At 56.9% G+C, this 24,062-nt stretch carries 29 protein-coding genes, 1 tRNA gene and 1 pseudogene; 4 read left to right on the top strand and 27 right to left on the bottom strand.

Annotated features, from left to right (window positions below; genetic code table 11):
* The first annotated feature begins 479 nt into the window (after nt 1-479).
* Nucleotides 480-881, top strand: a pseudogene (locus tag AACY50_RS07185) (phage tail protein).
* Entirely contained in the window at nt 878-1,177 is a 300-nt protein-coding gene (locus AACY50_RS07190) for a hypothetical protein (RefSeq protein WP_445261474.1), read from the top strand. Before AACY50_RS07185 ends, AACY50_RS07190 begins: the two are co-directional and overlap by 4 nt.
* On the opposite strand, the gene AACY50_RS07195 is transcribed toward AACY50_RS07190, so the two are convergent.
* The 3 genes from AACY50_RS07195 to AACY50_RS07205 form a co-directional block, all read right to left on the bottom strand.
* Nucleotides 1,164-1,439, bottom strand: a complete 276-nt coding sequence (locus AACY50_RS07195; protein ID WP_339538355.1) for a hypothetical protein — start codon at nt 1,437-1,439, stop codon at nt 1,164-1,166. The two genes, AACY50_RS07190 and AACY50_RS07195, sit on opposite strands and share 14 nt — an antisense overlap.
* 477 nt (nt 1,440-1,916) lie before the next feature.
* Nucleotides 1,917-2,006 (bottom strand) — tRNA-Ser (locus AACY50_RS07200).
* Nucleotides 2,002-2,250, bottom strand: coding sequence for a hypothetical protein (locus AACY50_RS07205; RefSeq protein WP_339433880.1), 249 nt, complete (start codon nt 2,248-2,250; stop codon nt 2,002-2,004). The genes AACY50_RS07200 and AACY50_RS07205 overlap by 5 nt, the downstream gene beginning before the upstream one ends.
* 631 nt (nt 2,251-2,881) lie before the next feature.
* Between AACY50_RS07205 and AACY50_RS07210 the strand changes: the two genes are divergently transcribed.
* Together AACY50_RS07210 and AACY50_RS07215 are read left to right on the top strand one after the other, a co-directional pair.
* The gene (locus AACY50_RS07210) at nt 2,882-3,226 is read left to right on the top strand and encodes a hypothetical protein (RefSeq protein WP_339538356.1); all 345 of its coding nucleotides are present in this window, start codon (nt 2,882-2,884) and stop codon (nt 3,224-3,226) included.
* Between the two features lie 541 nt (nt 3,227-3,767).
* Nucleotides 3,768-6,431 carry a TrlF family AAA-like ATPase gene (locus AACY50_RS07215; RefSeq protein ID WP_339538357.1) on the top strand — a complete coding sequence of 888 codons (2,664 nt, stop codon included), beginning with the start codon at nt 3,768-3,770 and terminating at the stop codon, nt 6,429-6,431.
* 43 nt (nt 6,432-6,474) lie between these two features.
* Here the strand turns inward: AACY50_RS07215 and AACY50_RS07220 are convergent, their stop codons facing one another.
* The 24 genes from AACY50_RS07220 to AACY50_RS07335 form a co-directional block, all read right to left on the bottom strand.
* Nucleotides 6,475-7,452: a hypothetical protein gene (locus AACY50_RS07220; protein ID WP_339538359.1), complete on the bottom strand. Its 978-nt coding sequence runs from the start codon at nt 7,450-7,452 to the stop codon at nt 6,475-6,477.
* Nucleotides 7,425-8,129, bottom strand: a complete 705-nt coding sequence (locus AACY50_RS07225) for a hypothetical protein (RefSeq protein ID WP_339538361.1) — start codon at nt 8,127-8,129, stop codon at nt 7,425-7,427. The genes AACY50_RS07220 and AACY50_RS07225 overlap by 28 nt, the downstream gene beginning before the upstream one ends.
* Nucleotides 8,126-8,686 carry a baseplate complex protein gene (locus tag AACY50_RS07230; RefSeq protein ID WP_339538362.1) on the bottom strand — a complete coding sequence of 187 codons (561 nt, stop codon included), beginning with the start codon at nt 8,684-8,686 and terminating at the stop codon, nt 8,126-8,128. The genes AACY50_RS07225 and AACY50_RS07230 overlap by 4 nt, the downstream gene beginning before the upstream one ends.
* Nucleotides 8,683-9,606, bottom strand: coding sequence for a hypothetical protein (locus AACY50_RS07235; protein ID WP_339538363.1), 924 nt, complete (start codon nt 9,604-9,606; stop codon nt 8,683-8,685). Before AACY50_RS07235 ends, AACY50_RS07230 begins: the two co-directional genes overlap by 4 nt.
* On the bottom strand, nt 9,603-10,310 hold the full coding sequence (locus tag AACY50_RS07240) for a DUF4376 domain-containing protein (RefSeq protein ID WP_339538364.1): 708 nt from the start codon (nt 10,308-10,310) through the stop codon (nt 9,603-9,605). The genes AACY50_RS07235 and AACY50_RS07240 overlap by 4 nt, the downstream gene beginning before the upstream one ends.
* 8 nt (nt 10,311-10,318) lie before the next feature.
* Nucleotides 10,319-11,977: a phage tail-collar fiber domain-containing protein gene (locus tag AACY50_RS07245; RefSeq protein WP_339538365.1), complete on the bottom strand. Its 1,659-nt coding sequence runs from the start codon at nt 11,975-11,977 to the stop codon at nt 10,319-10,321.
* A gap of 9 nt (nt 11,978-11,986) precedes the next feature.
* Nucleotides 11,987-12,511, bottom strand: a complete 525-nt coding sequence (locus AACY50_RS07250) for a phage tail protein (RefSeq protein ID WP_339538366.1) — start codon at nt 12,509-12,511, stop codon at nt 11,987-11,989.
* A complete protein-coding gene (locus AACY50_RS07255; protein ID WP_339538367.1) occupies nt 12,508-13,683 on the bottom strand; it encodes a baseplate J/gp47 family protein in 1,176 nt (391 codons plus the stop codon). The genes AACY50_RS07250 and AACY50_RS07255 overlap by 4 nt, the downstream gene beginning before the upstream one ends.
* Nucleotides 13,680-13,997: a DUF2590 family protein gene (locus tag AACY50_RS07260; RefSeq protein WP_339464392.1), complete on the bottom strand. Its 318-nt coding sequence runs from the start codon at nt 13,995-13,997 to the stop codon at nt 13,680-13,682. Before AACY50_RS07260 ends, AACY50_RS07255 begins: the two co-directional genes overlap by 4 nt.
* A complete protein-coding gene (locus tag AACY50_RS07265) occupies nt 13,994-15,979 on the bottom strand; it encodes a phage tail tape measure protein (RefSeq protein WP_339538368.1) in 1,986 nt (661 codons plus the stop codon). Before AACY50_RS07265 ends, AACY50_RS07260 begins: the two co-directional genes overlap by 4 nt.
* Nucleotides 15,980-15,984: 5 nt before the next feature.
* Complete coding sequence (locus AACY50_RS07270) at nt 15,985-16,125, bottom strand: DUF6890 family protein (protein WP_339538369.1); 141 nt, start codon at nt 16,123-16,125, stop codon at nt 15,985-15,987.
* Nucleotides 16,126-16,148: 23 nt separating this feature from the next.
* Nucleotides 16,149-16,439, bottom strand: a complete 291-nt coding sequence (locus AACY50_RS07275; protein ID WP_339464390.1) for a putative phage tail assembly chaperone — start codon at nt 16,437-16,439, stop codon at nt 16,149-16,151.
* Nucleotides 16,436-16,963 (bottom strand): lysis system i-spanin subunit Rz, encoded by a 528-nt coding sequence (locus AACY50_RS07280; RefSeq protein ID WP_339538370.1) that lies wholly within the window; start codon nt 16,961-16,963, stop codon nt 16,436-16,438. Before AACY50_RS07280 ends, AACY50_RS07275 begins: the two co-directional genes overlap by 4 nt.
* On the bottom strand, nt 16,960-17,487 hold the full coding sequence (locus AACY50_RS07285) for a lysozyme (protein ID WP_339538372.1): 528 nt from the start codon (nt 17,485-17,487) through the stop codon (nt 16,960-16,962). Before AACY50_RS07285 ends, AACY50_RS07280 begins: the two co-directional genes overlap by 4 nt.
* Nucleotides 17,484-17,780 carry a hypothetical protein gene (locus tag AACY50_RS07290; protein WP_339538373.1) on the bottom strand — a complete coding sequence of 99 codons (297 nt, stop codon included), beginning with the start codon at nt 17,778-17,780 and terminating at the stop codon, nt 17,484-17,486. Before AACY50_RS07290 ends, AACY50_RS07285 begins: the two co-directional genes overlap by 4 nt.
* Nucleotides 17,780-17,989: a TraR/DksA family transcriptional regulator gene (locus AACY50_RS07295; RefSeq protein ID WP_339496295.1), complete on the bottom strand. Its 210-nt coding sequence runs from the start codon at nt 17,987-17,989 to the stop codon at nt 17,780-17,782. The genes AACY50_RS07290 and AACY50_RS07295 overlap by 1 nt, the downstream gene beginning before the upstream one ends.
* A complete protein-coding gene (locus AACY50_RS07300) occupies nt 17,989-18,441 on the bottom strand; it encodes a phage protein (RefSeq protein ID WP_339433274.1) in 453 nt (150 codons plus the stop codon). Before AACY50_RS07300 ends, AACY50_RS07295 begins: the two co-directional genes overlap by 1 nt.
* Before the next feature lie 6 nt (nt 18,442-18,447).
* Nucleotides 18,448-19,563, bottom strand: coding sequence for a DUF2586 domain-containing protein (locus AACY50_RS07305; protein WP_339538375.1), 1,116 nt, complete (start codon nt 19,561-19,563; stop codon nt 18,448-18,450).
* 11 nt (nt 19,564-19,574) lie between these two features.
* Nucleotides 19,575-20,255 (bottom strand): virion morphogenesis protein, encoded by a 681-nt coding sequence (locus AACY50_RS07310; RefSeq protein ID WP_339538376.1) that lies wholly within the window; start codon nt 20,253-20,255, stop codon nt 19,575-19,577.
* Nucleotides 20,245-20,694 (bottom strand): phage tail protein, encoded by a 450-nt coding sequence (locus AACY50_RS07315; RefSeq protein WP_339538377.1) that lies wholly within the window; start codon nt 20,692-20,694, stop codon nt 20,245-20,247. Before AACY50_RS07315 ends, AACY50_RS07310 begins: the two co-directional genes overlap by 11 nt.
* Nucleotides 20,691-21,152 carry a head completion/stabilization protein gene (locus AACY50_RS07320; protein WP_339538378.1) on the bottom strand — a complete coding sequence of 154 codons (462 nt, stop codon included), beginning with the start codon at nt 21,150-21,152 and terminating at the stop codon, nt 20,691-20,693. Before AACY50_RS07320 ends, AACY50_RS07315 begins: the two co-directional genes overlap by 4 nt.
* 98 nt (nt 21,153-21,250) lie before the next feature.
* Complete coding sequence (gene gpM / locus AACY50_RS07325) at nt 21,251-21,955, bottom strand: phage terminase small subunit (RefSeq protein WP_339538379.1); 705 nt, start codon at nt 21,953-21,955, stop codon at nt 21,251-21,253.
* On the bottom strand, nt 21,952-22,974 hold the full coding sequence (locus AACY50_RS07330) for a phage major capsid protein, P2 family (protein WP_339538380.1): 1,023 nt from the start codon (nt 22,972-22,974) through the stop codon (nt 21,952-21,954). The genes gpM and AACY50_RS07330 overlap by 4 nt, the downstream gene beginning before the upstream one ends.
* Entirely contained in the window at nt 22,975-23,901 is a 927-nt protein-coding gene (locus AACY50_RS07335; protein WP_339433282.1) for a GPO family capsid scaffolding protein, read from the bottom strand.
* Nucleotides 23,902-24,062: the final 161 nt, after the last annotated feature.

Raw genomic sequence — 24,062 nt, forward strand, 5'->3', positions numbered from 1 at the left:
CTGTCCCGGAAATGCAAAATGCGATGCTGTTGATGCATCAAAGAGAAACCCGACGCGAGCATCGGCAGACAAACCAACACGTCGCAAACAGGGTGCCTGCACGCAAGGTTGATCGATTCAGCAAAGATATCTGGAAGGGATGCTATAAACTTTAGGAAAACTTGTACAACTTTTTATTTTTGTATAATCATTGAACTTTTAGAAGCGCGTGATGACGCATTGCCATCACACAATATGGCACATCGCTACTGGCACAAAACGATGCTGAAAATGTCGACTACCGCTCCCATGACAGCACCAACAGCGGTAACCAGAACGCCGACGACCTGATCCCAAGCATCGACGAACTGTGCTGGCGTCACTAAGGCCGCACCGCCGGCGTGACCTAAGCAGTACTCGAAGCCAACCCCGAGCAGCCAAGACGTTTTTCACCCGCAAGGTAGAGCGGACATGAATTACCAACATCATCAGGCCAAGCCATGAACAACCCCGACCGACTGTTGATTTTCATCGACAATGGCAAGGTTCGTTACATCGCCGCGCAGACGCTCTCTTTCGAATACAGTTTCGATCTGCAAGTCATCTTCATCGACTTCGCCGGTCATCCCGACAGCGTCATGTTGCACTTGATTGGTTGGTTGAGCGTCCACCAATCCGAGTTGCTGGAGAACCTCAGCAAAGCCGCGGATGGCATTCAGTTCAAGGCAGACATTCTCGAGCCTGACTTTGCCCCTGATCGAGCGCGTAGTGTTGGGCAAAGACGATTGGGGCAACACCACTATCCGTTATTCAGGGGAACTCCAACGAACTGCCAAATTCCTCATCCGAACTGAATACCTGGCGCTCAGGGCACCGGTAGCGAATGGGGGCTACCGAAATGACCAACCAACGCTGGAGGATTGGGCAGCAGGATTGCTTGGACAGCTTGAACCGGCATCACGCAACAAACTGGCCCGCAATCTCGGTCAAACGTTGCGACGCAGCCAGCGGCAACGAATCATTCAAATACGCGCGGCGGAAAAAGCATAAGCTGCGCGGAAAGGATTGCGCCGAGCGCATGACGACAGAGGTGCGTTATGAACAGCGTGAGGTGCTGGGCTTTAAAGATGCCAACCTTGATTTAATCAAAAATGGATTGCTCAGACACCTCATGCAGACTTCCTTTACAAACGTGTAATTACTGGTTCTTTCCGAGCAAGAAAGTATTTAACCTGCAGCCCGGCATCAACATCAATATTTACCCCTAGCGCATAGTCCCCGCTAGAAGTTGTAAAATAATCCGTCACACTACCTGTATAAACCGCGCCCTCATATTCAACTTTGACACGTTGCCCCGCTGATAAACGCTCATCTTCAATCGATAACGATCGCAGAGAACCCTTAGTCTCTTCTCTTGAGATTAAATAGTTGAATTCATTTACGCTAATTATTTTTTCCATAAACTTTTACCTCCAAGATAATTAACATGATCAAGCCGCTAAATAATCACTGAAAGCATGGAGAGTGGCACCTGTCAAACCTGACAGTAGGCAATACTTATTCGGCATCAAAATGCTGCTATGAATAACCAAATTTTTATTGTGTAACGGTTGGTTCTACAAACCGACAAGACTGAAATTCCCCACACATGGCGCCACCATTGGCGCGGATAGTAAGCAGGCTAATCGGCTTTTAGCCGCCGCCACCGGATCAGTCGATTGGCCTCTCTAGGCCGTTTTTAATCTGTGAACGATTCGCCCTCTCGCCATTCTCGGGGCAGTCACCAAGCGGCACCAAGCGGCACCAAGGCACAACAATGAGAGGCCAAAAATAGGCGTCCAGTCCCATATCGTTCCCATATCGCCATTTTCCAGACGCCAAAAACCACAAACCCCCGACTTTCTCTAGGAAAATCAGGGGTTTGTGTTTACTGAATGTGGCGGTGAAGGAGAGATTCGAACTCTCGATACAGTTTCCTGTATACACACTTTCCAGGCGTGCTCCTTAAGCCACTCGGACACTTCACCGTATCTCTTCAAACATGTTCTGTCTGTCGAGGCGCGCTAATGTAGTCGAAAGCTTTTCCGATGGCAAACTTTTTTTCAGAATTTTCATGCGGTTAAGAGAAGAAGTCGTTTCCACGCTCCGACAGGCCATGGCAAACCGGCCAATCTTCGGTGGGCGCGGCCTTTCTATATAGAAGGCGAAGCGCCAGCCATGTGGCGCGCTACGCTGGGCAAGCCGGGAAACGGTGACTGGCGGGTCAGTCACGGCGCTTTACCTGGCTTGCGTCGGTGAGTAACGTCTGCCCATCTTTCTTACAAGGAATAGCGTCATGAGTGAGTTGATTTCCTATCAACCCTCTGCGCCCCAGCATAGCGGTCAATGCCAGCAATTTTTGACCGAAGCGGAACATTGGCAGTCAATTTCCGAATAAGTTTACGGGCGATGTGGACACAATGTGGACACTGAATGATCGAGTCCTTGTCCTTATTCGTCATCTAACTCTTCGGGCCGAAAACGCATAACAGTGGCGCACTCCCCGTCTAGCCGAACTGATACCCCGCCCGGACTGACCGTCCCAACAACCGTCCCATAGGGCTCTTCCCAGGGTCGACGCTGAATCACCTTTTCTCTCGGTACGCTCACCCGCTTACCGTGTCTAAGCTTTGAAATATCCATACAGCTACTGCCTCACGAAAATCCAAGGCTCATGCTACCCCAGATGGGGATGATTCCATGACGGTCTAAGCACGGCGAGATCTTTGTGGATTTGTGGAGCGGATACCCCCATTTGCAAGGAGCAATGATGGTCTGCTGAAGCTCAACACACCTGAAACGCTTTTACTGATAGCCTTCTGCCGCAGCAAATCAACAATGACCATTGATAGAAGGAATCAAAATGGGTACCTCAATAATTCCGCGCGGCGCGCTTACTTACAAAGAGCCTAATGAAGACCCGGGGGCCGTCGAGCCACAGGACGATAGCTGGATGACGATCGAGGCTGACGAGCTGAAGCAAGGCCCGTTTGAGCCCTGGAGTAAGCCCTCATACAAAGAAGATCCAACTGAATATAGCGTCGTCTTCACTAAAGAATCCCCTGTTGGGACGTTTGAGTGGACAGTTACGTATTCAATGACCCATACAGGTCTGCACGTTGATGACCCCATTCTGAAAGCTCCGGAAGGCGTAGAGGTCAGAGGCAAGATTGAATTCATCACAGATCTCGATGATGAGGACGAGTAAATATTAGGGAACGGCTAACACCGCACTCGTTAGACGTGGCGGGATGATCAATTGTGCAATGCTCATTACTCATCCCGCTCCCCGCCCGCCCCCTGAAAACGAGGCTTCTAAACCTCCTTTAATCTGATCGTTCAGGAACCAACAACCCCACCTGAAGACCGATCAAGATTGAAAAAATCACCTGGTTCGCACGTTTTCGAACACTTGCCCCCAATGAAAACGGGCACTTCTGCGATACATCCTCCACGACTAACTCGTTCACCGATGTGCAGCCGCACTGCAGTTCCCCTCAAAAGTTTGCACTTTGTGCAATACGCGATCGCCTGCAAAGCCCCACGGCCCGCCTGGGCTGCAGGTTCGTTTGCACTACATCCGAATTTGCACAAAAAAATGACGCAAAGCCCGTCGGCGGGAGGGGGATAAGTGCTTTTTTGCACGAATTTTTTTATCCAAGGAATCTTTCACCGACAGACATAAATCTGGCAAAAGGCCATAGCACAGCTATCTTTCTCGCACACCCGACGTGAAATGCGAGGATTTTATGATTGGTTCGACTTGGAACAAATGGGATTTACACCTCCACTCTCCCCTAACCAATCTTTGTAACAACTTCGATAAAACTTCGTTATCTGACTATGCCAAGGCCATTAAGACCGCAAACTTAGCGGTAGTAGGAATAACAAATTACTTTTACTTTAAAGAAAATGAATTGGAACTCGTAAAAGCCGCCTTAATTACGGAGGGTTCAAAAGCCACGGTTTTTGGAAACATCGAATTTCGAATCACTCAGTCCAATAAAGATGGCGAATGGATAAACTTGCACGCAATATTTGCGGAGCACCTCACCACTCAGGAAATAAACGAACTACTATCCAAATACATAGTCCAAAACACAACAAATGATAGCAAACCAATATGGTGCTCCGAAAGTTCATTCCGATCATCAGGTCTGGATGCCGGGCAAATAGTTATCGACGCCCAGAACTTAATAAACTATCTATCCAGCGTACTTAAGCCCGGAAAGGATTTTTTTGTCGCAATTTGTCCGAACGGATATGGTGGGTTTCAACCTAATAAAACTGACGGGAGATCTGTAGCAGTAGCATTGGAATTAGAAAAGCTAGGTCATATTATTTTCGGCCGCCCAAGAGATCGTAGTTTTTTTCTCGATACAAACCGTACTATTGACGCTTTAGCCAAACCAGTATTCAGTTGTTCTGATGCTCACTCACTTGCCCAAATAGGTGAAAAGTATACTTGGGTTAAAGCAATGCCTACCTTTCAAGGCCTCCGCCAAACTGTTTTCGAACCCGCAGATCGAGTACAACAAACAGATGACTTTACTGAAAAAAGTTTTATAAAGCCATATTTCAGTAAAATCTCTATTCACGGCAAAATATTTAGCGATAGTGAGTTATGTTTTGAACGCCAAGACATACCATTAAATCCTAACATGGTCGCAATAATTGGTGGCCGCGGCACCGGCAAGAGTCTCTTCCTCGATGCCATGTTCTCCAAGCTCGGAAACTGTCAAGGCTCTGAGAAAGTGAGGGGAGTTTCAGTTGAAGACATTACTATCACCATCAATCAAGGAGGGGAACAGGGAGTTGAAATCGAATTCAATGACTTAGCAGACGGATCTTATTCTTACCTCCACGTATCCCAAGGAAAAATTCACGATTTCAGTAAAAACCCATCCACCTTGAGCGATGAAATAAAGCGGATGCTTGGCATACGCTTCAATGTATACGATCCTATTGCAACTCAGGAACTCACCGGCATATTGGGCTCCTATAGAGCATTTGTTGAATACTGGGAAGCTACTGACCCCGACCATAAACCAATCAACAAACCAGGCTACCAAAAATCTTTGATCGAAAAGAACACCCAGCTAATATCAACATTAACGAACCCTCAAAACAGCACACTCATACAGCGCTATCAACAAAACTCCAGCACAATCAATGAAAACAATGCATTCATAAACCGTTCAAAAGAAATAAAATCCGAAATAGAACGAAGCATTGCCCTAATCAACACGCGCATCACCGAATACAATAACTATAGAGATTCTGTTATTAAGTCTCCTTTTGCAAACATTGATAACATACTGCAAATATTGACCTCAAACATCACAACTGCCGAAGCCACTGTGACGGCTTTAGATAGAGACAACGAAGTCATTCGCAAAGAGTTTGCCGCACAAGGAATCAATCAAGATATTTCTTCACTACTCAGCAAAATTAACGAATACCAGTTCATCATTGATCAGGCAAAACATAAACTCGATGAAATAGAAACCAAGACACAAGAGTATCACTCCTATGTTGCACGAAGAGGAGAACTATCCGGACAATACAACGGTTATATTGAAAACATGCGAATCGATGTAGACGCAGCTTTTGGCAGGCTGCAACAAAGAAACCCTGACTGGAATGATGAACAAAATAACCTAGTCCAGAGCATGCTTTCAGACATTAATATTACTGGAGAAACGATTTTCGACTTAGAGTCTTTTTATTCAGGTTTGGAACGCTGCATAAACAGAGGGAAGTTTAGAGGATCGGCAGAGAAGACATCGCTAGAAAAACTTCAGCTCACATTCGGCGTATCCAGCAAAGATGATTTTTTCAGACTACTATCCGGTCAAAAAATAATAACTGTGGAAGATACACTTGTCAGCATCGAAGATTTTTTTTGGAAGGGTGAGTATTTCAATCAAGGCGGCAGATACGAACTAATAAACTACCTCTTCTCCCCCGACAGCATAAAAAACTTCCTGTATGTAAATGCTGACTTCACCTACAAAGGCCGTCCTGTTAATAAACTATCTGTAGGACAGCGGGGCACTTTCTACGTATGTTTAAAACTTGCCACCGATCCTTTCGGCAGTCCATTTATCTTCGATCAACCAGAAGACGATCTGGACAACGAATTCATTGTTAACGAACTCGTCCCATTGTTCAACATTATAAAAAAATACAGACAAGTAATAATCGTCACCCACAACGCCAACTTAGTAGTTAACTCTGACGCGGAGCAAGTAATCGTTGCCAGCAATGATGGCGAGCTAGTTTCCTATTATGCCGGAGCACTCGAAGACGGCGATGTCAAAAGTGAAAGAGGTATTCGATCCAAGGTTTGCTCTATACTTGAAGGAGGACACCGTGCTTTTGAGAAACGCGAGCAGAAATATGGAATATAGATTAGCTAGAGTTTTCGCGAGCAGTTCCGACGTCCAACTTACCTCAATAGGAAATGACTTTTAGTTTCGCTAACCGCTCCGAGGCCTCAGTGGAGTAGATTTTGAATAACTCTACATCCTGAGGGCTCGGGACGGATCTGTCAGCATGAGCATGCACTGCGAGTTGAGTATTCATTTTTTTCAAAATATCTAGAACCTCACATACCACTTGAAACAAATTCAATTCATCTGAGCCAATCCAGTTCTTCGGGGCTTGCAGGCGTTGGCCCTTGCCGGCCAAACTTTGACGCAAACCTTCAATCCGTTCATGCATATCGTCACCCACTGTGGCGTTGTGCTTCTGCCCCACAACTACGTTCAGATCCCGGCCGGTCGCCTGGTGCAGATCGCCCACCGCCGCCAGGCTCGCGGATCCTCCTGACATCAGCTTGAGCGCGCCCAGCGCCTCGATCTTTTTCACACCACCCACGTTCTCGGTCGAGTGGTCATCGATATTCTGCGTGTGGTTCTGGAACTGCTCGCGGTTGTCCAGGGCTTCAACTTCGCGCTCAATGGCCTGATCACGGATCTTGCCATCGGTCTGGCGTAGCCAGTTGCCATCGGCGTCGACGCGCTGCTGGGCGGCTTCGCTGTGCTGCCACACCTGATCACCTTTCGGCACCTTGGGCATGCTCAGGCCGTGCGGCAAGATCGATTGAATGTAGGGCTTGTTCGGTAGACCGTAGGCGAAGCACACCACGACCCGCGTGCCCTCCTCCGGAAAGGCATAAATGCCCATTTCCTCCCCACCGGTGGGCAGCGGTAAAGGAACGCCAGTGAGCGGCGGCATGGCCGGGTCCGGCGCGTCGTCGGGGCCGAGAACAACAATGTCCACGGCGTAGCGCGGTCGAAAGTCATCACAGATACCGGCGTCCGCCGGCGCGTCGGCCACGGCGGTGACCCGGGCGAAGCGCGGCAGGTGGTAACCACCGGTGAGTTCGGGAAATTGGCGCTCTACAGCGCGGCGGATTGCGTCTTCCATCGGATGGCCATCTGGTCATTGGCAAGCGTCACGGTGGTGACGCGCTCGCCGTTGTTGATCGTTGCACCTGGTCGCAATCCAGGAAGGGCCGCGACCATCGCACTTTGGTTGCCCTGGTAGCCGTCGAACAGCTCCGTGGGGATTTGCAGCGGCGCCCGGGCGCCAAAAAAACTGTCGGCCCAACTGCCGGCAAACACTTCACCGTTGCCCAGTTGGTGCCATGTGAAGTCGGGAATGCTGAACACCCGGGCCAAACTGTCCATCGCTTGGTAACCGGCGGCGAGGCTGTAGAAATACGGCGACTTCACGCTGGCGTAAGGCCGATCGGGAACGCGGAAGCGCAGACCGGTTTGCTCGCTGACCTCGGCCAGCACCGCACGCAGATCCACATGACGCAGGTTCAGCGGCAGCGGGTTGGCCAGCACGGCGGCCAGCTCGCGGCAAAACAGCACTTGCTCGACCGTGTTCGCGGCGGTGCAGCGCTCGACGTAGCCGATAAAGTGACGTTGCAGCGTGCCTTCGTTGTAGCCGATATCCAGCGTCACCAGACCTTTCAGCGGTACCAAAGATTGAACCGTGAAGTTCGCCCGGCCGGGACTGGTGGCGTCTAGCCGAACGTCTTCCTTGATCAGCGCGATCGGCGCGCCATTAATGGCCAACACCTTGTGCAGCTTCACGTCTGCTCACTCCCGCCCAGCCACTTATCCAAACGGCCCAGCACCTTTTCGAAGCCGCTCAGCGCGGGGTTTTCATCGGTAGCCTCGCCATTGCCGGCAGTACCACCGCCCTCCCCGACAGGACTGCCCGGGGCGTCTTGGGCGTTGACCTTGTTGCTGGCGCGCCGGCCTTCGACTTTTTCCGGATTCGATTCACGCTCGCTCAGCGTGAACTGCACAAGCCAGGCTTTCAGGTTGTCCGCTTCCCGGGCGCTGATACCGTCCGAAAACTCCACCTGGCGCACGCCGAAGGCCTCGGCCGTGTCGTTGACGATCCGGTAAAGGTGAAGCTGGCCACCGCTGGCCGTGGTTTCCGCCAGGCGCAGCAGAGCCGTGAGTTGGGTTTTATCCACAAACGCAATCATCAGCGAAACGGTCAGCGTCTTGGGCTTGAACCCCTTGTGGGCCTTGTCGGTGTTGCTGGTCTGGCCGGACATGTCGCCGCTTTCGATACGCAGGTTGGCGGTGACCTTGAGGTTCTTCCCTTGGACTTTTTGCCCGTCGAGTAGCAGCGTCATAGGCCCACCAGCTCCTGTACAAAACTGAGCCCCTGCTTGCTGCCCACCAATAGCAGCCCGGCGCACTGAATCCATTCGTGGCCCGGGGCATCGCCGGCCAGCAGCTCGTGGCGCAGTTCGCCGGCGTTGCCCGGGCCGATCAGCCGAGCGCGCATGCTGACGTCAGGATTTCCCCCTGCCAGCAGTGCTTTCAGGTCAGCCAATTGCTGATCCCGCCCTTGTTGCTGGGCGCTCTTGCGCGCTGCCAGCGCAGCCAGATCGGCCAACGGCGAACTGTCGGCGGCGTAGCCCTCCAGCACTGCCAATTGGCCCGCCATGGATTGCTTGGCGGCTTTGACCACGGTGCAGCGCTCCAGCGGCAAACCCTGCCAGCGCGGCAAAGGGCCGGCGCCGGGGATCTCCCACTTTTCGCTTTCCAGTTTCATCAGGTGTTGCGCCCGGCGCTCGGTGCGTACCAGGTCAGGAATCGGCAGCAACGCATTGAACCGCGCCAAGCTGCTGGCGAGCTGTTCCAGCCGTGTGCCCAGGAACAAGATCGACAGCGCGTATTGCGGCCCGGTCGGACGCCCGCTGTCGCTGGCGTCCTCCAGCTTGTTGGCGAGATGTTCCAGGACGTTCGGCGCGGACAGAAAGCGCTGGTATCCAGTGCCCTGGCCGACCCCACTTTGGAACGGTGTCACCACCAGACAGGCCGGAACCTGACCCAACTGGTCGGCCAGCGCAGCGCGTCCGGCCGCGATAGCGCCTTTGGCCACATCACCAACCGGCCCCGGGTTGGTGTTGGCCAACCCGCTCAGCCCAGCCAAGCGCTGGGCTGTGCTGGCCAGCTCACCGCCGGCCAGATCCTTGGCCGCTGACAGCCCGCCCATCCATTGCGTGGCCTGCTCTGGCCAGCGCATGGTCACCGGTGCCCAGGTCATGCCGGTGGCGTCCAGGTGATGGCTTTCATTGCCTTGAGGTCTTTGTCTTTCAGCGCTTTGGCCACGGCTTGGCGAAGCGTTTCTGCGTGCTGTTGGGCGGCTTGGCGGAAGCGCACCAGGTCGTGGCTGACTTTCTGCAACTGGGCGATCGTGTGCGGCAGGAAAGTCATTACCTGATGAGCGTCATAACATGGGTAAACGTCGTCCATGCCCAGCAGTACCTGGCCATTCAAATTCACCTGGTCATCGATCGCACTGCTGTAGCGGTAAGACTCGCCCAAGGCGCTGGAGTTGAAGCCGCCGGCGATGTAGGCCGCGCAGTCGGTCGCGATCGCTTGCAGTTTCTTGTCCTGGAGCGCTGCCAACACGGAATCGATGTCATCGATCCATTCACCGTTCTTCCAGATCTGATTCGCCTTGGGTTTCTTCATGGTGTAGCCCGCCGGCACGGGTTCGAAGCCTTCCAGCGTGCGCGCCTCACCGGTGGCGATGCTGTACACCACCGCGCCGCCGAAGTAGTCCACCAGTTGCCAATCTTGGCCATTCCACCAGGCGGCTTTTTGCTCAGGGATCGCCGGCGGCGGGATCTCGATGCACCCGCCGGGAATCATGTAAACGCCGGGTTCCAGTGGCGATTCGTCAGCCTTCACGGCACCAATGAAAATGCCGAGGCGGTCGGTCTGATAGACGAGTTTGTCAGTCATGCTCGATCTCAATACTTGATGCAGAAAAGTAGGGCCATGTTTTTCGGCCGGGTTTCGGTACCGCCGGCGGCGGCTACAGTGACGCCGTGGGTGTGGGCGCCGCCGGCACCAATGCCAACGTTGTGCGCGTGGTTACCGGCAGCATCCATCCCGATGTTGTGAGCGTGCTGTCCGGCCCAAGAGGTTTCGTGCGCACCAGCGGCCTGTTGAACGGAATTGATTCCTCCGGCGCCTTGACCAATACCTGGCGAGCTTGGAGCAGAGTGGTTATGCGCACCTTGGGCATCAGTCCATGCGCGGTGAGCGTGGTTGCCTTGCGCATCCGTCCAAGCGGAGTGGCCGTGGTCACCGACCGCTGCGGCCGAGGCCGTGTGCCCGTGAGAGTGGATCATCATGTCCTGAAAGGAACCAAGCACGCGTGAAGGGTCAAGGCCGCGACCGTCGTCCTTGCCACGAAGGAACAGACCTCGCAGATCGGGCAGGCCAAAAGTCGTGGAATCATCACCAACACCAAACACAACGCCGATGCGCGCAAACAATGCGGCGTAGGTCTTGCGTGACACCACGGCACCGTTGCATCTGAGCCAGCCCGGTGGCGGGACGTCCATCGCAAACGCAGCGACCATACCGGCCATTGAATCTCCGACTTGGGTTTTGAGCCTGTTCAGGGCGGCGGTGGTCGCCAGAATCTCGCTGCTGTTCGTATCTGGATCATCACTTTTGGCGTTGGGAAGGTTTCCCAGCTCAACGTCCACTTTTGTCGTGCCCCGGGCGCGCAGAGTCGCGTAATCACCATCACGCGCCGCGAAGTGTTGAACCAGTGGCCCGCCAATTGGCTCGGGCAGGCGCTCGTCCCAGAACGCCGTCGGCGGTGTGTAATGCGCAATCCGCACGCAGTAATGGCGCACGCCGGCGGCGTCGGTGTAGTCGGCTTGTTCGCCATAGACGACTTTCCACGTCGCAACCCGATCGTTTAACTGCCGCTCCAGGCAGACGTCGAGGGTGATTTTCCCTTCGGGGATCACACCGTTGATCGGCAGAGGCTTCGCCAGAAAAACCCGGACGCCTTCGATGTAGGCCGTGCCCGGGTTTAGCTGGAATCCATCAGCGGTCTTTGCAAAAGCCAGCGAGTCACCGAAAAAGCAGGCGCGCCCATACACGTCGCGGTTACTCAGGCGCTCGCGCTCATCGATGCCGGCAAGGCGCACCGTAAAGTCATGCTGCCAGGTGCTGGCATCGACCGTGACACCCGTCAGTTGCATGGCACCGTCAAAGGCCACCAGAAAGTTTCGCGTGACGTTGTTGCCGATCTGCTGGGGCGGGATGTTCTTGCGCTTTTGTTGCAGCGGCACGTAGGACACAGCGAAAAGTAGGCCGTCCGCGTCCTCAAGGCCCACCCAGTTAAAGTCCCAATCGCCGATGTCCGACCCCAACTGGGCGCTGTAGACGATCTGGTTGGGGTTCACAAAGCCGGCGTTTTCTTTCGGGATGTCGTAGACGTGAACAATCTGCCCAGCGGGCGGCTTGCCGGCGGCGCGATCCACCGGCACTTCCGGATCTAACAGGGGCACATTGGCAAAGATGAATTTGCTGATGATCAGCGGCTTTTTCTGGCTGTGCTTGAGGGCAATCTGGCCTTCACCGGCCAAGGTAATACTGGCGCTCACGGTGCGCTCCTACAGGCTGGCGACCAGCGTTTGCTGGTCGTCGTTAAAGTCGATCAGGGCGATTTGCAGCCCCATGGGAGTGATGGTCACGAAGTCATAGCGCCGGCAGGTGCGTCCGTATTGCTGGATCAGTACGCGCAACAGCTCTGGATTCAGTGACAACTGAGAGTTGCTGAATTTGAGTAACACGACGTCCCAATCCCGATCGGGCTGGCGTTCCTCGATCTCGACGTAACCCACGCCGAGGCGCTCGAAAATGCGTTTCATGCCGGCGGTACTGCCGGCGTCGACGGAGTTGATAAAGGCGTACTTCACACGCAGCCGGAACAGGGATTCCGGTTCACCTTGAAAGCGCGTCACGTCGCGCTGCCAGGCCCACAGTTCAAGGATGCTCATGTGGCAGGTGTCGGGATCGATCTGCGAATAGGGCCAGCGCAGCCAACCGGTGACCGTTTCCCACCACGCCTGTGCAGCGCTGACCAGCTTTGAAAGCTCGGTGCCTTCAAGCCAGAACGGCAATTTGAGCTTGATCACTGGATAGTCACCGACAGGGTTTGTAGGCGAGGGATCGACAGACCGTTTACCAAATCCACGATGGGCGTGATCTTCACCGCCTCAATACCTGGGAACTGCTCGTGCAGTTCTGTCACCAGACGGCTTTTGCTGAATCGCGATTGTGGGTAAGTCAGTGTGGGCTGGTAGTCGCGGGGAGTGCTCTCGCGAAAAGCAGCACGAACAAAGAATTCCACGTCCTGTTTCAGGGCGGTGATTTGCTCCGGCGTCTGGTTGGGAAAGGGCCATATGGTCAAAAAGATGTTGTACTCAATTTCTGGCATGGCCATCGCTAGCAGATCATCACCATGCCCATGATTGCCCTGGTCACGAATGTGCGCGTTGATCTGCTCCAGATAGCTGTCCGCCGGCACGCCTGCATCAAACAGCACATAGGCGTTCGCACTGCCCGGCCCACGCGGTGCGCCGTGTTCGAAATAGACGCCATCCGGACGCACGCCCGGGAAGGCTGAAATCATGGCGCGATACACCGCGTCGGTGTGCCACTGGTTGACCGCCGAGAACTGGTTGCGCACGCGCAAACGCAGTTGGTCGTTCGGCTCCGGATCCGCACCTGGTGATTCCAGCCAGCCGTCCTTGTTCACCACCTGGACAATGCCGGGAATGGGCACGGGCAGGATGGCGTAGTAACCGGGCGCGAGATTGAAGCCACTGCCAGACTCGACCGCCTCCACGGGCACTTCCAGTTGCAACTGACCCGCTACGAACGTCGCCGGCGCCGTGGTAATCAGTTTGTAGACGTTGCCGTTGATGGCGGCTGACTGCACTACAATGCCTTTTTCCAGCTCCAGAACGCCGTCCGGCAAAGCGCGGGTAAACAGCAAGGTGCCACGGGCTTTGGTGGCGCCCTTGCGCTCAACATTGACCGCCCATGCGAGCATGTCCAGCCAGGCGTCCACCGCCGTTTTCACAAAGAAGTTCGGCAGCACCGTCAGACACAGAAAATCCAGCAGCCACAACACTGGCTTGGTCACCAGTGCGGTCATCACCCGCCAGAACGGGGAATAACTGCTGGTGTTGGCCACCTTGGCGCCCTGGGCTTCCACTTCCTTTTCCCACGCAGCCTTCAACCCGGCCTCGGTGGTCGGGATGCCAGCGTCGGCAATCACCTTTTTAAAATCGACCTGGCTCACAGACTTACCTCAATCGAACCGAATTTCAGGGTTTTCGCAGTGACCAGGTACACGCCTGGCTCCTGCTGGGTGATGCGTGCCGTACCGGGCACCAGGCGTTGGTCGTCCTCCACCAACAGTTCCAGTTGCTGGATACAGTCGCGCTGGCGCAGCCGATCGCGCTCAGCCACCAACGTCACCAGCAGCCCGCTATCGCGGATCATGTGCGCGATGTCCTGGGCGATGCAGGCACGGTCATCGATGAGGCGCGGCTGATGCGACGGATCCAGTGCCAGGTCGTTGTCGATGATCAACAGATCGACGTACTCGCTCATCCGCCCACCGCCATGGCAACCATGTTTTCCATTTCCAGCGGCGACATTGGTTTACCGGTGTGGATGTTCACGTTCTCCACATGCGTGCCCTTGTTCTGGCTGCTGTTGTTGTTCTGGATGCTCGTCAACAGGCCACCGGGCGGCACCGCTGAAGGGCGCGCCGGCGAAAGGCTGGGGATTGCCGCGTTGATGGTCTGCTGGGCTTTTTGCGCGGCGTTGGCGGTGTCGGCGGCATTGGTCGCCGCGTCGACGCCGGGCACTTCGGGCATGTCGCCAAGACGCGCCTCGATGTTCACGCCGGGGATGTTGTTCATCAGCTCGATCAGGCTGTTGATGGCCTTCTGAAAAACACTGACGATGCTGTCCCACGCGGTCTTGACCATGCCTGACCATCCGCCTACGGAGCTGAACCAGTCGGAGAGTTTCTGGAATTGCGCGGCGACGAACTGGAACGCCGCCGTGTTCATCAGGGCAGACGTCCATTCGTCCCAGTAGTAAATCGCGACGGCAACGATCGCCACCAGGACAGCGATCCCCATCACGATGACGCCGATCGGGTTGGCCGTCAGGGCAAAGTTGACCAGCCAGATGGCGCCCTGCCACAGCAACATCGCGCCGCGAATAATGCGCAGAGCGGCGCTCAGCGTGTAGATCACGGCGACGTAAGTCAGCATCGCCAGCTTCTGCAAAATGAAGGTCGCGGCAATTCGAAGGTTAAGCAACCGGACGACTTTCCAGACCGTCACCAGACTCAGCCAGGCCATTTTCGAGACGCCTACCACCACGGTCAGCAACGACAGAGCGCCGACAATCACCATGATGGTCAGCGTGGTGATACCGATCACCCGCGTAATGTTTGGGAACAGCGTCGACCAGCGCACCAGGGTTTTGCCGATATCCACCATCTTGTTCATAAACGGGGTCAGTACCGGGATCAGCACCTGGCCAAACACCACACGCATGACCTCGACCAGGGACGCCCATTGCTGCCATGGGTCGACCATTTGCTGGGCCATCTTCTCGGCGTTCTCCAGCCCACGCACATTGCCCAACTGCGCGATGCCGTTGCGCAGTCGATCCGTATCCTTGGCCAGCGCGCCAATCACCTGCGCACCTTCACCACCAAACGCCTCCACCAGCTTGGCCCCGGTCGAGGCGGTGGTTAGATCGCCGAATTTGCCCTGAAGCTTGTCCAGAATGGTCATCATCGGCAGGAGCTTGCCCTGCTGGTCGGTGAACTGCATGCCCAGCTTTTCCGAGGCGGCGCCGATGTTCTCGAAAAACGCCTTGTAGCGTCCGCCGGCGTCGCCGCCTTCCATGGTGCTGCTCAGGGTGCCGATCACTGCCATCTGTTCGGCCAGATCCACGCCGGAGGTCGTAGCGATCGCGCCGGCCTCCTTGAAGGCGTCTTTCATCGCCGCGCCGCTGGTGCGGAACAACTGCACCGCCAGCGCGGTTTGCCCGCCAAGTTTTTCCACCCACGCGCCTTTGCCCATCGCATCGGCTTGGGACTTTTGCAGGTTGTAGAGCGTGCCGACGTATTCGCCCATGGTTTCGGCGTCGGATTTGGTGGCCTTGGCCAGCAGGTTGCTGGTGTTGGTAAAGACGGCGAGCTGGTTGCCGGCAAGCCCCTTGATAGCGCCCTCGATCAGGTACGCCGAGGCCACAAAGTCCTTGGCGTTCTCGCCGTAGTTCACCGCGAACTGCAATGACTTGGCATTGAGCGCAGACAACGCATCCTCGGCCACGCCCAGCGATCGCACGTCGCCCAGGGCGCGATTGACCTCCAATGCTGGTTCCATGGAAGCGCGAATCCCGACCACGGCCGCCGTCACGCCGGCCATGCCCAAACCGATCGTTTTGATGTGCTTTTCGCTCTGCTCGGCAAGGTCGGAAAAACCCATTTTCACCTTGCCCAAGGGGCCGGTGACCTTGTCCTGCAAGCTGAGAATGAAAGCCAGGCTGGCGCTACGGTCTGCCAAAGTCGTTACCCGTTCAGCGCAAGGGCGATGCCGTTAGCCACGGCAAATTCCATGCGTCTCCAGTGTTCGTCCTCCAGCCACTTGGCCGTTCCCATCGCCTCGGGCGTGGGTTCGACTCCAGGTAGCCAGCGGTTCGTCAGGGCCATGAGCTGGCCCAGTCCGTTTTCGCTTAGGCGCTCAGCGTGCTCGAGCGCTTTTTTACGATCACCTCAACGTTGGGTGCGTATTCCTCCAGCAGCGCGCCGGCGATCTGCATCACCATCACCGGGTTGGCCAGCACCGGTTTGAGCGTGGCTTTTTCGTCCTGCTTGACGGTGGTCATCAGCAGGTTGTTGCCCGGTGCGACCTTGTTGGTCTGGGTCAGTGCGTTGAAGTATTTGGTGACGTCCGCCGGGGTCAGGTTGAAGGTGAATTCCTGCTCGCCGACTTCCAGGGTGATTTCGGTGTTCTGTTGGCTCATGGGGTTGTTCTCTTGTTGAGGTTGGAAAAAGTGGTGTCCTGGTGCGCCGGCGATCGCCGGCATACGCCCAGGGCGTATTGCTGCAATCCGAGAATCATTTGCCGGCTTAGGGCGAGCTGATCTCGGAGGGTGAAATAATCCGGTCGAGCGTCTGCTGCGAGTTCGGCGCGTCCTGCATCAGCCACGCGGGCGGCGCCGGCGGTGGCGGGCACAGATCCGGTGGCGGGACAGTTGGCCCGGACGTACAACCGGCCAGTGCCATTGCCAACAGCGCGGCGCAGGCGCCCGTTTTCAGTGAGTGCATCGTTCAATTCCTTGGTGTTTCGTTGGTCGATCGCATCGCGCTCTGCGAGCATCTCGCCGGTGATGCGGGCCGCTTCGCGCAGACCGTTCGCTTCCCATTGCGCGCTGTCGCGCTCGCGCCTGGCGTCGTCGCGCTGATCGGTCACCCGATCAAACGCCACCCACAACAACAGAGCGAACAGCAGCGCGAACGGCGCCAGGCGCAACGGGGAAAGGCTCATCGCAGGCACAGCTCCATTTCAGCCAGCCGGCGGTTGTGCAAGCCTTGAACGAAGCGCTTGCGGCCCTGTGCGTCGGTGACATAAGCCCACACCGGTGTCTTGCCGTCCGGTGCCCAGGCCAACGCTTTGCAGCCGTCAGCGATGCGGCCGGCGTTGATCAATGCCACCGCCCGACTGGCGCAGGTGCTCGGCACGCCAACGTTGTGGCCATGGCTGGTCAGAGCGTCGAAAGTGTTCTGGCCCACGTCAGGGTTGGTGATGCAGTCGGCGAGCTGTAATTGCCCTTTGCTGATAACCAACTGCTCCACCTCGGCACACCGCTCGGGCGACCAGTAATCACCGACCACCACCGGAAACGGGCTGGTGTGTCGGGTGATGCCTTTGCACACGGTCGGCAGGCCACTGGCCAACTTGTCGGCATAAACAGTGTTCTGTCCGTTGCCCTCCCAAGTGCCCAGGAACGCCACCAAAGAGGCGCTGGCCAAGGTCACGGCGCCGGCCTGAATCTTTCCGCGCAGGCTCATGGGAACCACACCCGCAACAGCGCCGGCACCGCCATTTGCAGCACGGCACCAACCAGCGTGAGGATGGTCAGCAAGCGACCGACCTTCGCGCCAATGTCGTTTACCGCGACCGTCAAGGTCTGCTGGCCGGCGTTGAGTTCCGACAGTTGCCCGGCCATGTGTTCGAACCCCTGTTCCAACTTGGTCACGCGGGTCGGCACAGTTTCGTGGCGGTCTTCCAGCTCGCTCAGCCGGTGTTCGAATACAGCGAATCTCTGCTCCAGCGTTCCGAGACGAACGGCGTCAGTTGTCATCAGCGTTTACTCTGCTCAAAGCCCGTCTGGCACGGGACACACCGAGTTTTGCCGCCCAGTGCCTGGCGCGCCGGCGGGATCTCTTTGTCGCAGTCCTGGCAATGGGTCAGGCTCGGCCCGACCGGCACAGGTTTCAGTAGCTGGGCCTTGATCGCCTGTTCACGTTGGCGCTGCTCCAGCTCCTGGGCGCGGTCGAACCAATCCACCATCAGCGCAGCCCCTCGATCTCGGTAGCGTCGAGGTACGGAACGCCATTGATGTGGATAAAGTCCGGACTGGTGACGTCGAACGGCACCTTGTGCTTGGTCTTCTCGCCGCCTTTCGGGTCGATCGACAGCAGGCTGGAGATCTTCACCTTGCAGCCGAACGCCTCTACACGCAGTTCCTCGTCTTCGCCGGCCTTCGCGAAGAACACCGCGTCAAAAGGCTTGAGCTTGCGGAAGCTACCCGCCGATCGCGCCGCGTCGATCAGCAACTGAAGGTTGGAGCTGTCCAGTTCCAGTTCGCCAGCAGCGGCCACGTCGCCCTCCACGTAGCCGTCAGGTACGCCCCGGGTTTGGGCCACGGCCGAGTTGTCGGTGATGTCCAGGGTGCAGCTCTCGACGTGCAGCGACAGATCGCCCAGGCTCACGTCGAAGTTCTTGCCACCAATTTTTGCCATGGGGCGTTACTCCGTTTTTTCGTTGGAAAGATCCAGGGCAATGTTCGCCGTGAGGTCTTTCGGGCAGTTGAGGGGTTTGAGCTTGATGTAGGCCGCGACCTTGGTTTTGCTCAGCCATTCCAGTACCAGGTCACCGTCTTTCGGCGGCTCAATGTCGCCGGGGAACACCTCGCCGTTGAACTTGATCGACTTGGCCATGGCACGCAGCGGCGCCATCAGTTGGTTGGTGTTCACTGCCATGCTGTTGGGCGTGTTGTTTAAGCGGCGATCGGCGACGCGGCGGATCAGCAGCGGGCGGATCTGGCGAGCGGCCTTGTCGGTGATGCGCAGGTATTCCACAACCTGAAAGTCGCTACCGGGGGTGTCCAGCATGTTGCCGTCACCCCAGTACACGCCCGGGTAGTCCGGATAGGTCTGCGATACAGAGAAACGTGCTCGATCCAGCTCGCTGCGTACAGCCGACGGCAGCGGCACTTTTTCACCATCCATTGGCACAGGGCCAAGGCCCAGCACCGGGCCGGTGGCGACACGCATCGGACTGTCCGCGATGCTCACGGAGGAATGCGCCAGGCGCCCGGCGAGAACGCCCAGGTCGTTGCCGTGCAGTTGCGGCACTGGCAAGACACGCGGCGCGGCCAGATCCGCCACCAGCGCCTTTTGCTCGCTCACGTACTGCGCCCAGGTCTGCTCGGCAGTGATGCCGGCAACGGATGCCATGACAAACACGCGGCGCCCGTATTTGTTGTTGAGGGTGATTGCAGCATCGTGCATGGCCGACAGCTCGGCGGCCGTGGTGACAGGCTTGGTAATCACCACAGCCTCCACGGAAAAGCCCTGTTGCTGGGTTTTTTCCAGTGCGGTTTCCCAGTCGCCCTCGGCGCCGATTGGCGCGGCGATACAGGCCCAGCGCTGACCACCGTTCAAGCGGGCGGCGGTGATTTGGGTTTTCAGATCGCTGGCCGGAACGCCCAGGGAGGCGTCCAGATCGCTGTCGGTGTTCAGCGGTATGAACTGGCCGACGTTCTTGGCGGCGGGGCCGATGAAAAGAAAGTAACGCTCAACCTCAGTCACGGCACCCTGGCCTAGATTGAGATTGTCGACGGTGACTTGACCGAGTGCCATGCAGTGCCTCGTTAGCGGGGTGAAGTTAGGATTTGTTGAAAGACCTGGTTAACCAGCTCGCGGGTTTCGTTGCTGGTGGCCACGCCGAGGAACTGACGTTTTGGCAGGGTGATGTCCCAGCTTTGCGCGCCGGAGGTCTCGGTTTTCTCGCCATTCAAAATGCGGATCAGCAGACCGGCCTTGGCGTAGTTCACATGCTGTTGAATCCACGCCACGGACGGCCGCGCCGGCTTCTTTTTGCCCTTCTGGCGAACGCTGAATCCCAGACGGCGCAGGCGTTTCGCCTGTTTTTCCGTGCAGGCGATACCCGGCGCAACGGCGTTCCAGCGCTTCATCTGTGCAGCAGTGCGCCGCTCAGTAACGCCGTTGTGTTGCTGCGTGGCGACCCAGCGAGTCAGGGCGTTTTTCCAGCCCAGTTCGGCCTCGTCGGCACTGACCCGCGTGACTTGCAGCAGCTTGGCCAGACCGGCTTCCATCTTTTTCTTGCCCTTGGCCGATCCCTTGCGTTCGGCGAACGGCGAGCCGTCGACGTTCTGCTGAGCGCGTTGACGCTTGCGACTCATTGAGCGCACGCGCTTGGTCACGTTGTTCAGCAGGCGCCGGCGCAGCTTGGGCGGCAGCTCCAGCAGCGCCAGTTGAGCGTCGACGTTGAGTAGCCCCCTAACATCGAGGTCGCACGCATTAGCGCTCACCGCTGGCCACCTCGCCGTGCTCGGCAACCCAGAGGTCAAACGGGAGGAACGCCCAGCGTTTGCCGAAGGCCTCGATTTCACCGCCCGGCTCTTCAGCCAGATATTGCGGCTCGACGAATTCCAAGGTGATTTCCACGTCGAACAGGTCGTTGTCCAACGGCTCAACCGCGAACTCCGGCGCTGGCAATTCGTACCGATCGCGATCGGTGTCGTGGTTCTCCAGCCAACTGCCCACCAGGGCCATCAGTCGCGCAGGATGGTCGGCGAAACGCTCCAGGATGATCGCGGCGCGATAGTGCATATCGGCAAAGTGCATGCCGTCGACGTCGGGTTTCCAGATCAGCGAGAGCTTCACCTGCTCGGTGAAACTATCGAGCTGTTCAGGCTGGACTAGGCGACGTTCGCGCAGGTACGCGGTTAGACCTTGCAGCTTGATCACAGCAACACCGCCGTGATGCGGCCACGGCCTTGCAGCACCCGGACGGCCTGCTGGCTGAACTCCAAAAAGGTTTCGCCGCGCTCGGGCAATTCCTTGCCGATGTTTTCAGCGCTTTCGCGACGGCTCACGGTCGCGAACTGGGTGAGCAAGCTGGCCTTGGCGCGGCAATACACGGCGCGCTTGTACGTCGCTGCGTGAAATGTGCGCTCAGGTAGCACCGTGGTGTCCGCAGATTCCACTGTGGTGACACCGACTTTCTGCCACTGGCTTTTACGCTTGACCAGGTCGCGGTTGACCTCAATCATCGCGGTGTTCAAATCAGTGACCAGCATCTCGACCAGGTACTCCGCCGGCAGGCGGTAACCCTTCTGGAACTCGGACACGGAGAGGTTCGGCCAGAAGCCGTCGTTCTCAATCGCCTGTTCCACAAAGGTGGTGGGGTTCCCGGAAAAGCTCATTGCTGGCCACTCAAATAGGGGCGGGAAAACTGTTTCAGTGGGTCAGGGCCATAAATGGTTGGCTCACATCCACAGTTTCTCGCCGGGGGGGTAGTCGGTTATTCGGCGGCTTTGGTGGCCAGTTCTTTTGCCAGCGCTTTACGAGCGCCTTCCAGGCGTGTGCCCACGCCGGCGCCGGGGTGCAATTCAGTGGCACGTTCAAAGTGGGTGATGGCTTTCGCCCATTCCTTGGCGTCGAGCGCTCGGATGCCAATCAACTTGTGGTACTTGGCCGGGATCTGTTCGGTCAGATCCCATTCACCATCCACGAAGGGCAGCATGTTGCTCAGGTACGGCTCGGGGTTGCGACCGCACTTCTGCTCGTTTTCAGCCCACTCGATCACCGCATCGCCAACAAAGGTTGGGACGTCACGCTTGAAACGCTCAGGCATCGGTTGCCCTTGCCCGATGGCGAACATCGCCACTTCAAGGCCTAATTCGAACTGCTCGGTGTCGAATAGCCAGACCATGACCTGCATCAGCACCTGGTTCGGGTGATTCAGCCCGGAATCGCGGTAGCGCTCGACGTAGTCCATGTATTTGGGTAGCAGTTCGTCGCGTTTGAGCTGCTGGCGGCTGGCGAGGTTGTTCATCTCGCTGAGACGTTCCAGATCGATCGCCAGCGCGCCTTCCATCAGCTTGAGGTGCTTTTGCGCATTGGCTGGACTGGCCAGGGCAGTGCTGGAGCTGTAAGGCTCGACCGTTGCCACTGCCGCCGGGCCTAGCGCGAGAACACGCCGTTTGTGGGCCAGGGCAATGCTCACGGCAGCAGCTCCAGGTTGCCGGCTTCGATGGCCGCGAATTTTTCCAGTTGCTCGATCACGTAGCCCTCGTTGCGGCCGTTGTAATCTTCGACACGGGAGCGTTTCGGGTTCTCGATCAGGTGACGGCGCCAACTGCTGTCCTGGAAGTACAGCGAGAGGTTGTCCCAACTGGTGACCACTAGGCCCGTGGCTGGAAAGTGAGGGATCAGGAAGGACGGCAAGCCGCCATAGGTGGCGATCACCTGGGCACCTTCAATCCGTTCCTTCTCGGTCGGGGTGTCACCTTGCTTGGCGTACAGCTTGCCCTTGTCGTTGGCCAACAGGTCGCTGCCGATGATGGCGATCAGATCGCCGGCATCACGGAACACCGGATCAATCATCTGTTTGACGTCATGCACCAGGGCGTCAAGGTTGGCGTAGTCGCCGCCCGCGCCGAGGGTGATTTTGCCAGCGGTTTTGCCTTCCTTGAGTACCTGGGCAGGGATCTGTTCGCGGGCGATTTGCAGCCAACCCTTGTTCACATCTTCAAGCATTGGGTGCGCGACGATGTCGGTCTGTGGAGCCGCGTGGGTGCCGTGCCAGCCAATCATGATTCGATCGAGGGCGATCTGGCGTTGCACGGCCGCGCTGTAGCGATCGGCAAAGTCGGGGAACTTGGCCCAACTGTCGATCTTGGCGAAAGACAGCCCTACATCGGACTCGGTGTGAAACAGCTCATAGTCCAGCCCCGACAGATCGCTGAAATCCTTGGCTTCACGGTCGGTCGTTTTGGTGTTGGTGCGGCTGGACACTGGCCCAGTCACGCCGATCATCACCTTTTGACCCTTGATTTCGCTGACCGGTACCACGTTGATGCGACTCAGAAAATCGGATTTCTCGGTGATTTTGTCGTTCAGTTCCTGGGCAATTGCGGGTTCAACGGCGAACTGGCGAGACGCGTCCTGGACGTTGTACGTCTCGGCCAGATCGTCCTGCATCAGAGCGAACTGCTCTTGGGCGTTGCTGCTCAGCGTGGCCATTTACACGACTCTCCGCTTTTGGCTGTGAGTCGCGCCGGTGGAGCGCGGCACTTGGCGACCCTTCGGGGTGTTGAGCAGCGTGTTGAATTTTTTGTCCAGGTTGGCAATCGCAGTGGCCAACGCGGTGGTGGTCGAAGCGCCTTTACGGCGGCGGGAGAATTCGCGCTCTTCTTCGGCGGTGTCGAGAATGTCCTGAACGGAGGTTTCGACGCTATCGATCGGTTCCTGCTCAACCACTACGTCAGCGGTCACAGGCTCGATCAGGGTTTGAATGCCGGCAGAGACGAGCAGCAACTGTTCGACCAGTGCCGCCAGCGCTTTGGCTGTAGCTTCATCCATTGGGGGTTTGCTCTCTGTTTGGGGTTGCGAAGGTGCTGCGGGGGATTCTTCAAGGCCTAAGCGCTTGAACAGGCTGGTGAACAGTGCAGTCAACTTGCCCAGCTCGCCTTTGGGCTCAGCCTCTATCAGGGGGCCAAGCTCGACCGGGGCGGCGAAGTACGCGGCCTTACTGGTCTTATGGGAAAAGTAGAGTTCCTGAGTGCCCAGGCTGGCCGGGGAGTCGGTGACGGCCAGACCGGTCAGGTAGGCTTTGCCGGTGTTCGCGAAGTTCGGGGTGATCTCGATGCTGGTGAACAGCTTTTCACCCTGGTCGTTCAGCGACAGCAACTTGTCATTGGGCTTGAGTTGCGCCTCCAGGGCGATTTGCCCCGGCTCCAGATCTTCACCCTCTTCAACCAGGCGCACGGCGTAAACGGTGCCGTGGGAGCCCATCCAGCGTTCGTGTTCGCTCCAGATAACGGCCGTGTACTTCGACGGTTTGTAGGTCTCGGCGGCGTCACGCAGTTCCTGGGGAAGGATCTCGCGACCATCGGCGGTGGTGCCGCTGGTGGCGACACGTTTCCATAACGAAACAAGGGAACGGGGCATGGGTGTTAACTGCGCTCAGTCGGTGGTTTGAGCCGCCACGATAGGGAGCGAGCAGCGCCCAAACAAACGCTTTGCTTTTGCGTTCCTCCTATTTTCACGATCTAGGAGGATGGCGGAATTTAACCCCGCGTTTTACGTGTTTTCGCCGCATAGACTGCGGC

This window comes from Pseudomonas sp. RA_15y_Pfl2_54 (assembly GCF_963971015.1).
Taxonomy (GTDB): domain Bacteria; phylum Pseudomonadota; class Gammaproteobacteria; order Pseudomonadales; family Pseudomonadaceae; genus Aquipseudomonas; species Aquipseudomonas baetica_A.

Excerpts from the sequence above, each read along its gene's own strand:
- AACY50_RS07305 (WP_339538375.1), bottom strand. The coding sequence starts at position 19,563 with ATGGCACTCGGTCAAGTCACCGTCGACAATCTCAATCTAGGCCAGGGT.
- AACY50_RS07270 (WP_339538369.1), bottom strand. The coding sequence starts at position 16,125 with ATGGCCCTGACGAACCGCTGGCTACCTGGAGTCGAACCCACGCCCGAG.
- AACY50_RS07190 (WP_445261474.1), top strand. The coding sequence starts at position 878 with ATGACCAACCAACGCTGGAGGATTGGGCAGCAGGATTGCTTGGACAGC.
- AACY50_RS07275 (WP_339464390.1), bottom strand. The coding sequence starts at position 16,439 with ATGAGCCAACAGAACACCGAAATCACCCTGGAAGTCGGCGAGCAGGAA.
- AACY50_RS07195 (WP_339538355.1), bottom strand. The coding sequence starts at position 1,439 with ATGGAAAAAATAATTAGCGTAAATGAATTCAACTATTTAATCTCAAGA.
- AACY50_RS07280 (WP_339538370.1), bottom strand. The coding sequence starts at position 16,963 with ATGAGCCTTTCCCCGTTGCGCCTGGCGCCGTTCGCGCTGCTGTTCGCT.
- AACY50_RS07220 (WP_339538359.1), bottom strand. The coding sequence starts at position 7,452 with ATGGAAGACGCAATCCGCCGCGCTGTAGAGCGCCAATTTCCCGAACTC.
- AACY50_RS07230 (WP_339538362.1), bottom strand. The coding sequence starts at position 8,686 with ATGACGCTGCTACTCGACGGGCAAAAAGTCCAAGGGAAGAACCTCAAG.
- AACY50_RS07240 (WP_339538364.1), bottom strand. The coding sequence starts at position 10,310 with ATGACTGACAAACTCGTCTATCAGACCGACCGCCTCGGCATTTTCATT.
- AACY50_RS07335 (WP_339433282.1), bottom strand. The coding sequence starts at position 23,901 with ATGCCCCGTTCCCTTGTTTCGTTATGGAAACGTGTCGCCACCAGCGGC.
- AACY50_RS07215 (WP_339538357.1), top strand. The coding sequence starts at position 3,768 with ATGATTGGTTCGACTTGGAACAAATGGGATTTACACCTCCACTCTCCC.
- AACY50_RS07285 (WP_339538372.1), bottom strand. The coding sequence starts at position 17,487 with ATGAGCCTGCGCGGAAAGATTCAGGCCGGCGCCGTGACCTTGGCCAGC.
- AACY50_RS07320 (WP_339538378.1), bottom strand. The coding sequence starts at position 21,152 with ATGAGCTTTTCCGGGAACCCCACCACCTTTGTGGAACAGGCGATTGAG.
- AACY50_RS07330 (WP_339538380.1), bottom strand. The coding sequence starts at position 22,974 with ATGGCCACGCTGAGCAGCAACGCCCAAGAGCAGTTCGCTCTGATGCAG.
- AACY50_RS07290 (WP_339538373.1), bottom strand. The coding sequence starts at position 17,780 with ATGACAACTGACGCCGTTCGTCTCGGAACGCTGGAGCAGAGATTCGCT.
- AACY50_RS07235 (WP_339538363.1), bottom strand. The coding sequence starts at position 9,606 with ATGACCTGGGCACCGGTGACCATGCGCTGGCCAGAGCAGGCCACGCAA.
- AACY50_RS07300 (WP_339433274.1), bottom strand. The coding sequence starts at position 18,441 with ATGGCAAAAATTGGTGGCAAGAACTTCGACGTGAGCCTGGGCGATCTG.
- AACY50_RS07260 (WP_339464392.1), bottom strand. The coding sequence starts at position 13,997 with ATGAGCGAGTACGTCGATCTGTTGATCATCGACAACGACCTGGCACTG.
- AACY50_RS07295 (WP_339496295.1), bottom strand. The coding sequence starts at position 17,989 with ATGGTGGATTGGTTCGACCGCGCCCAGGAGCTGGAGCAGCGCCAACGT.
- AACY50_RS07210 (WP_339538356.1), top strand. The coding sequence starts at position 2,882 with ATGGGTACCTCAATAATTCCGCGCGGCGCGCTTACTTACAAAGAGCCT.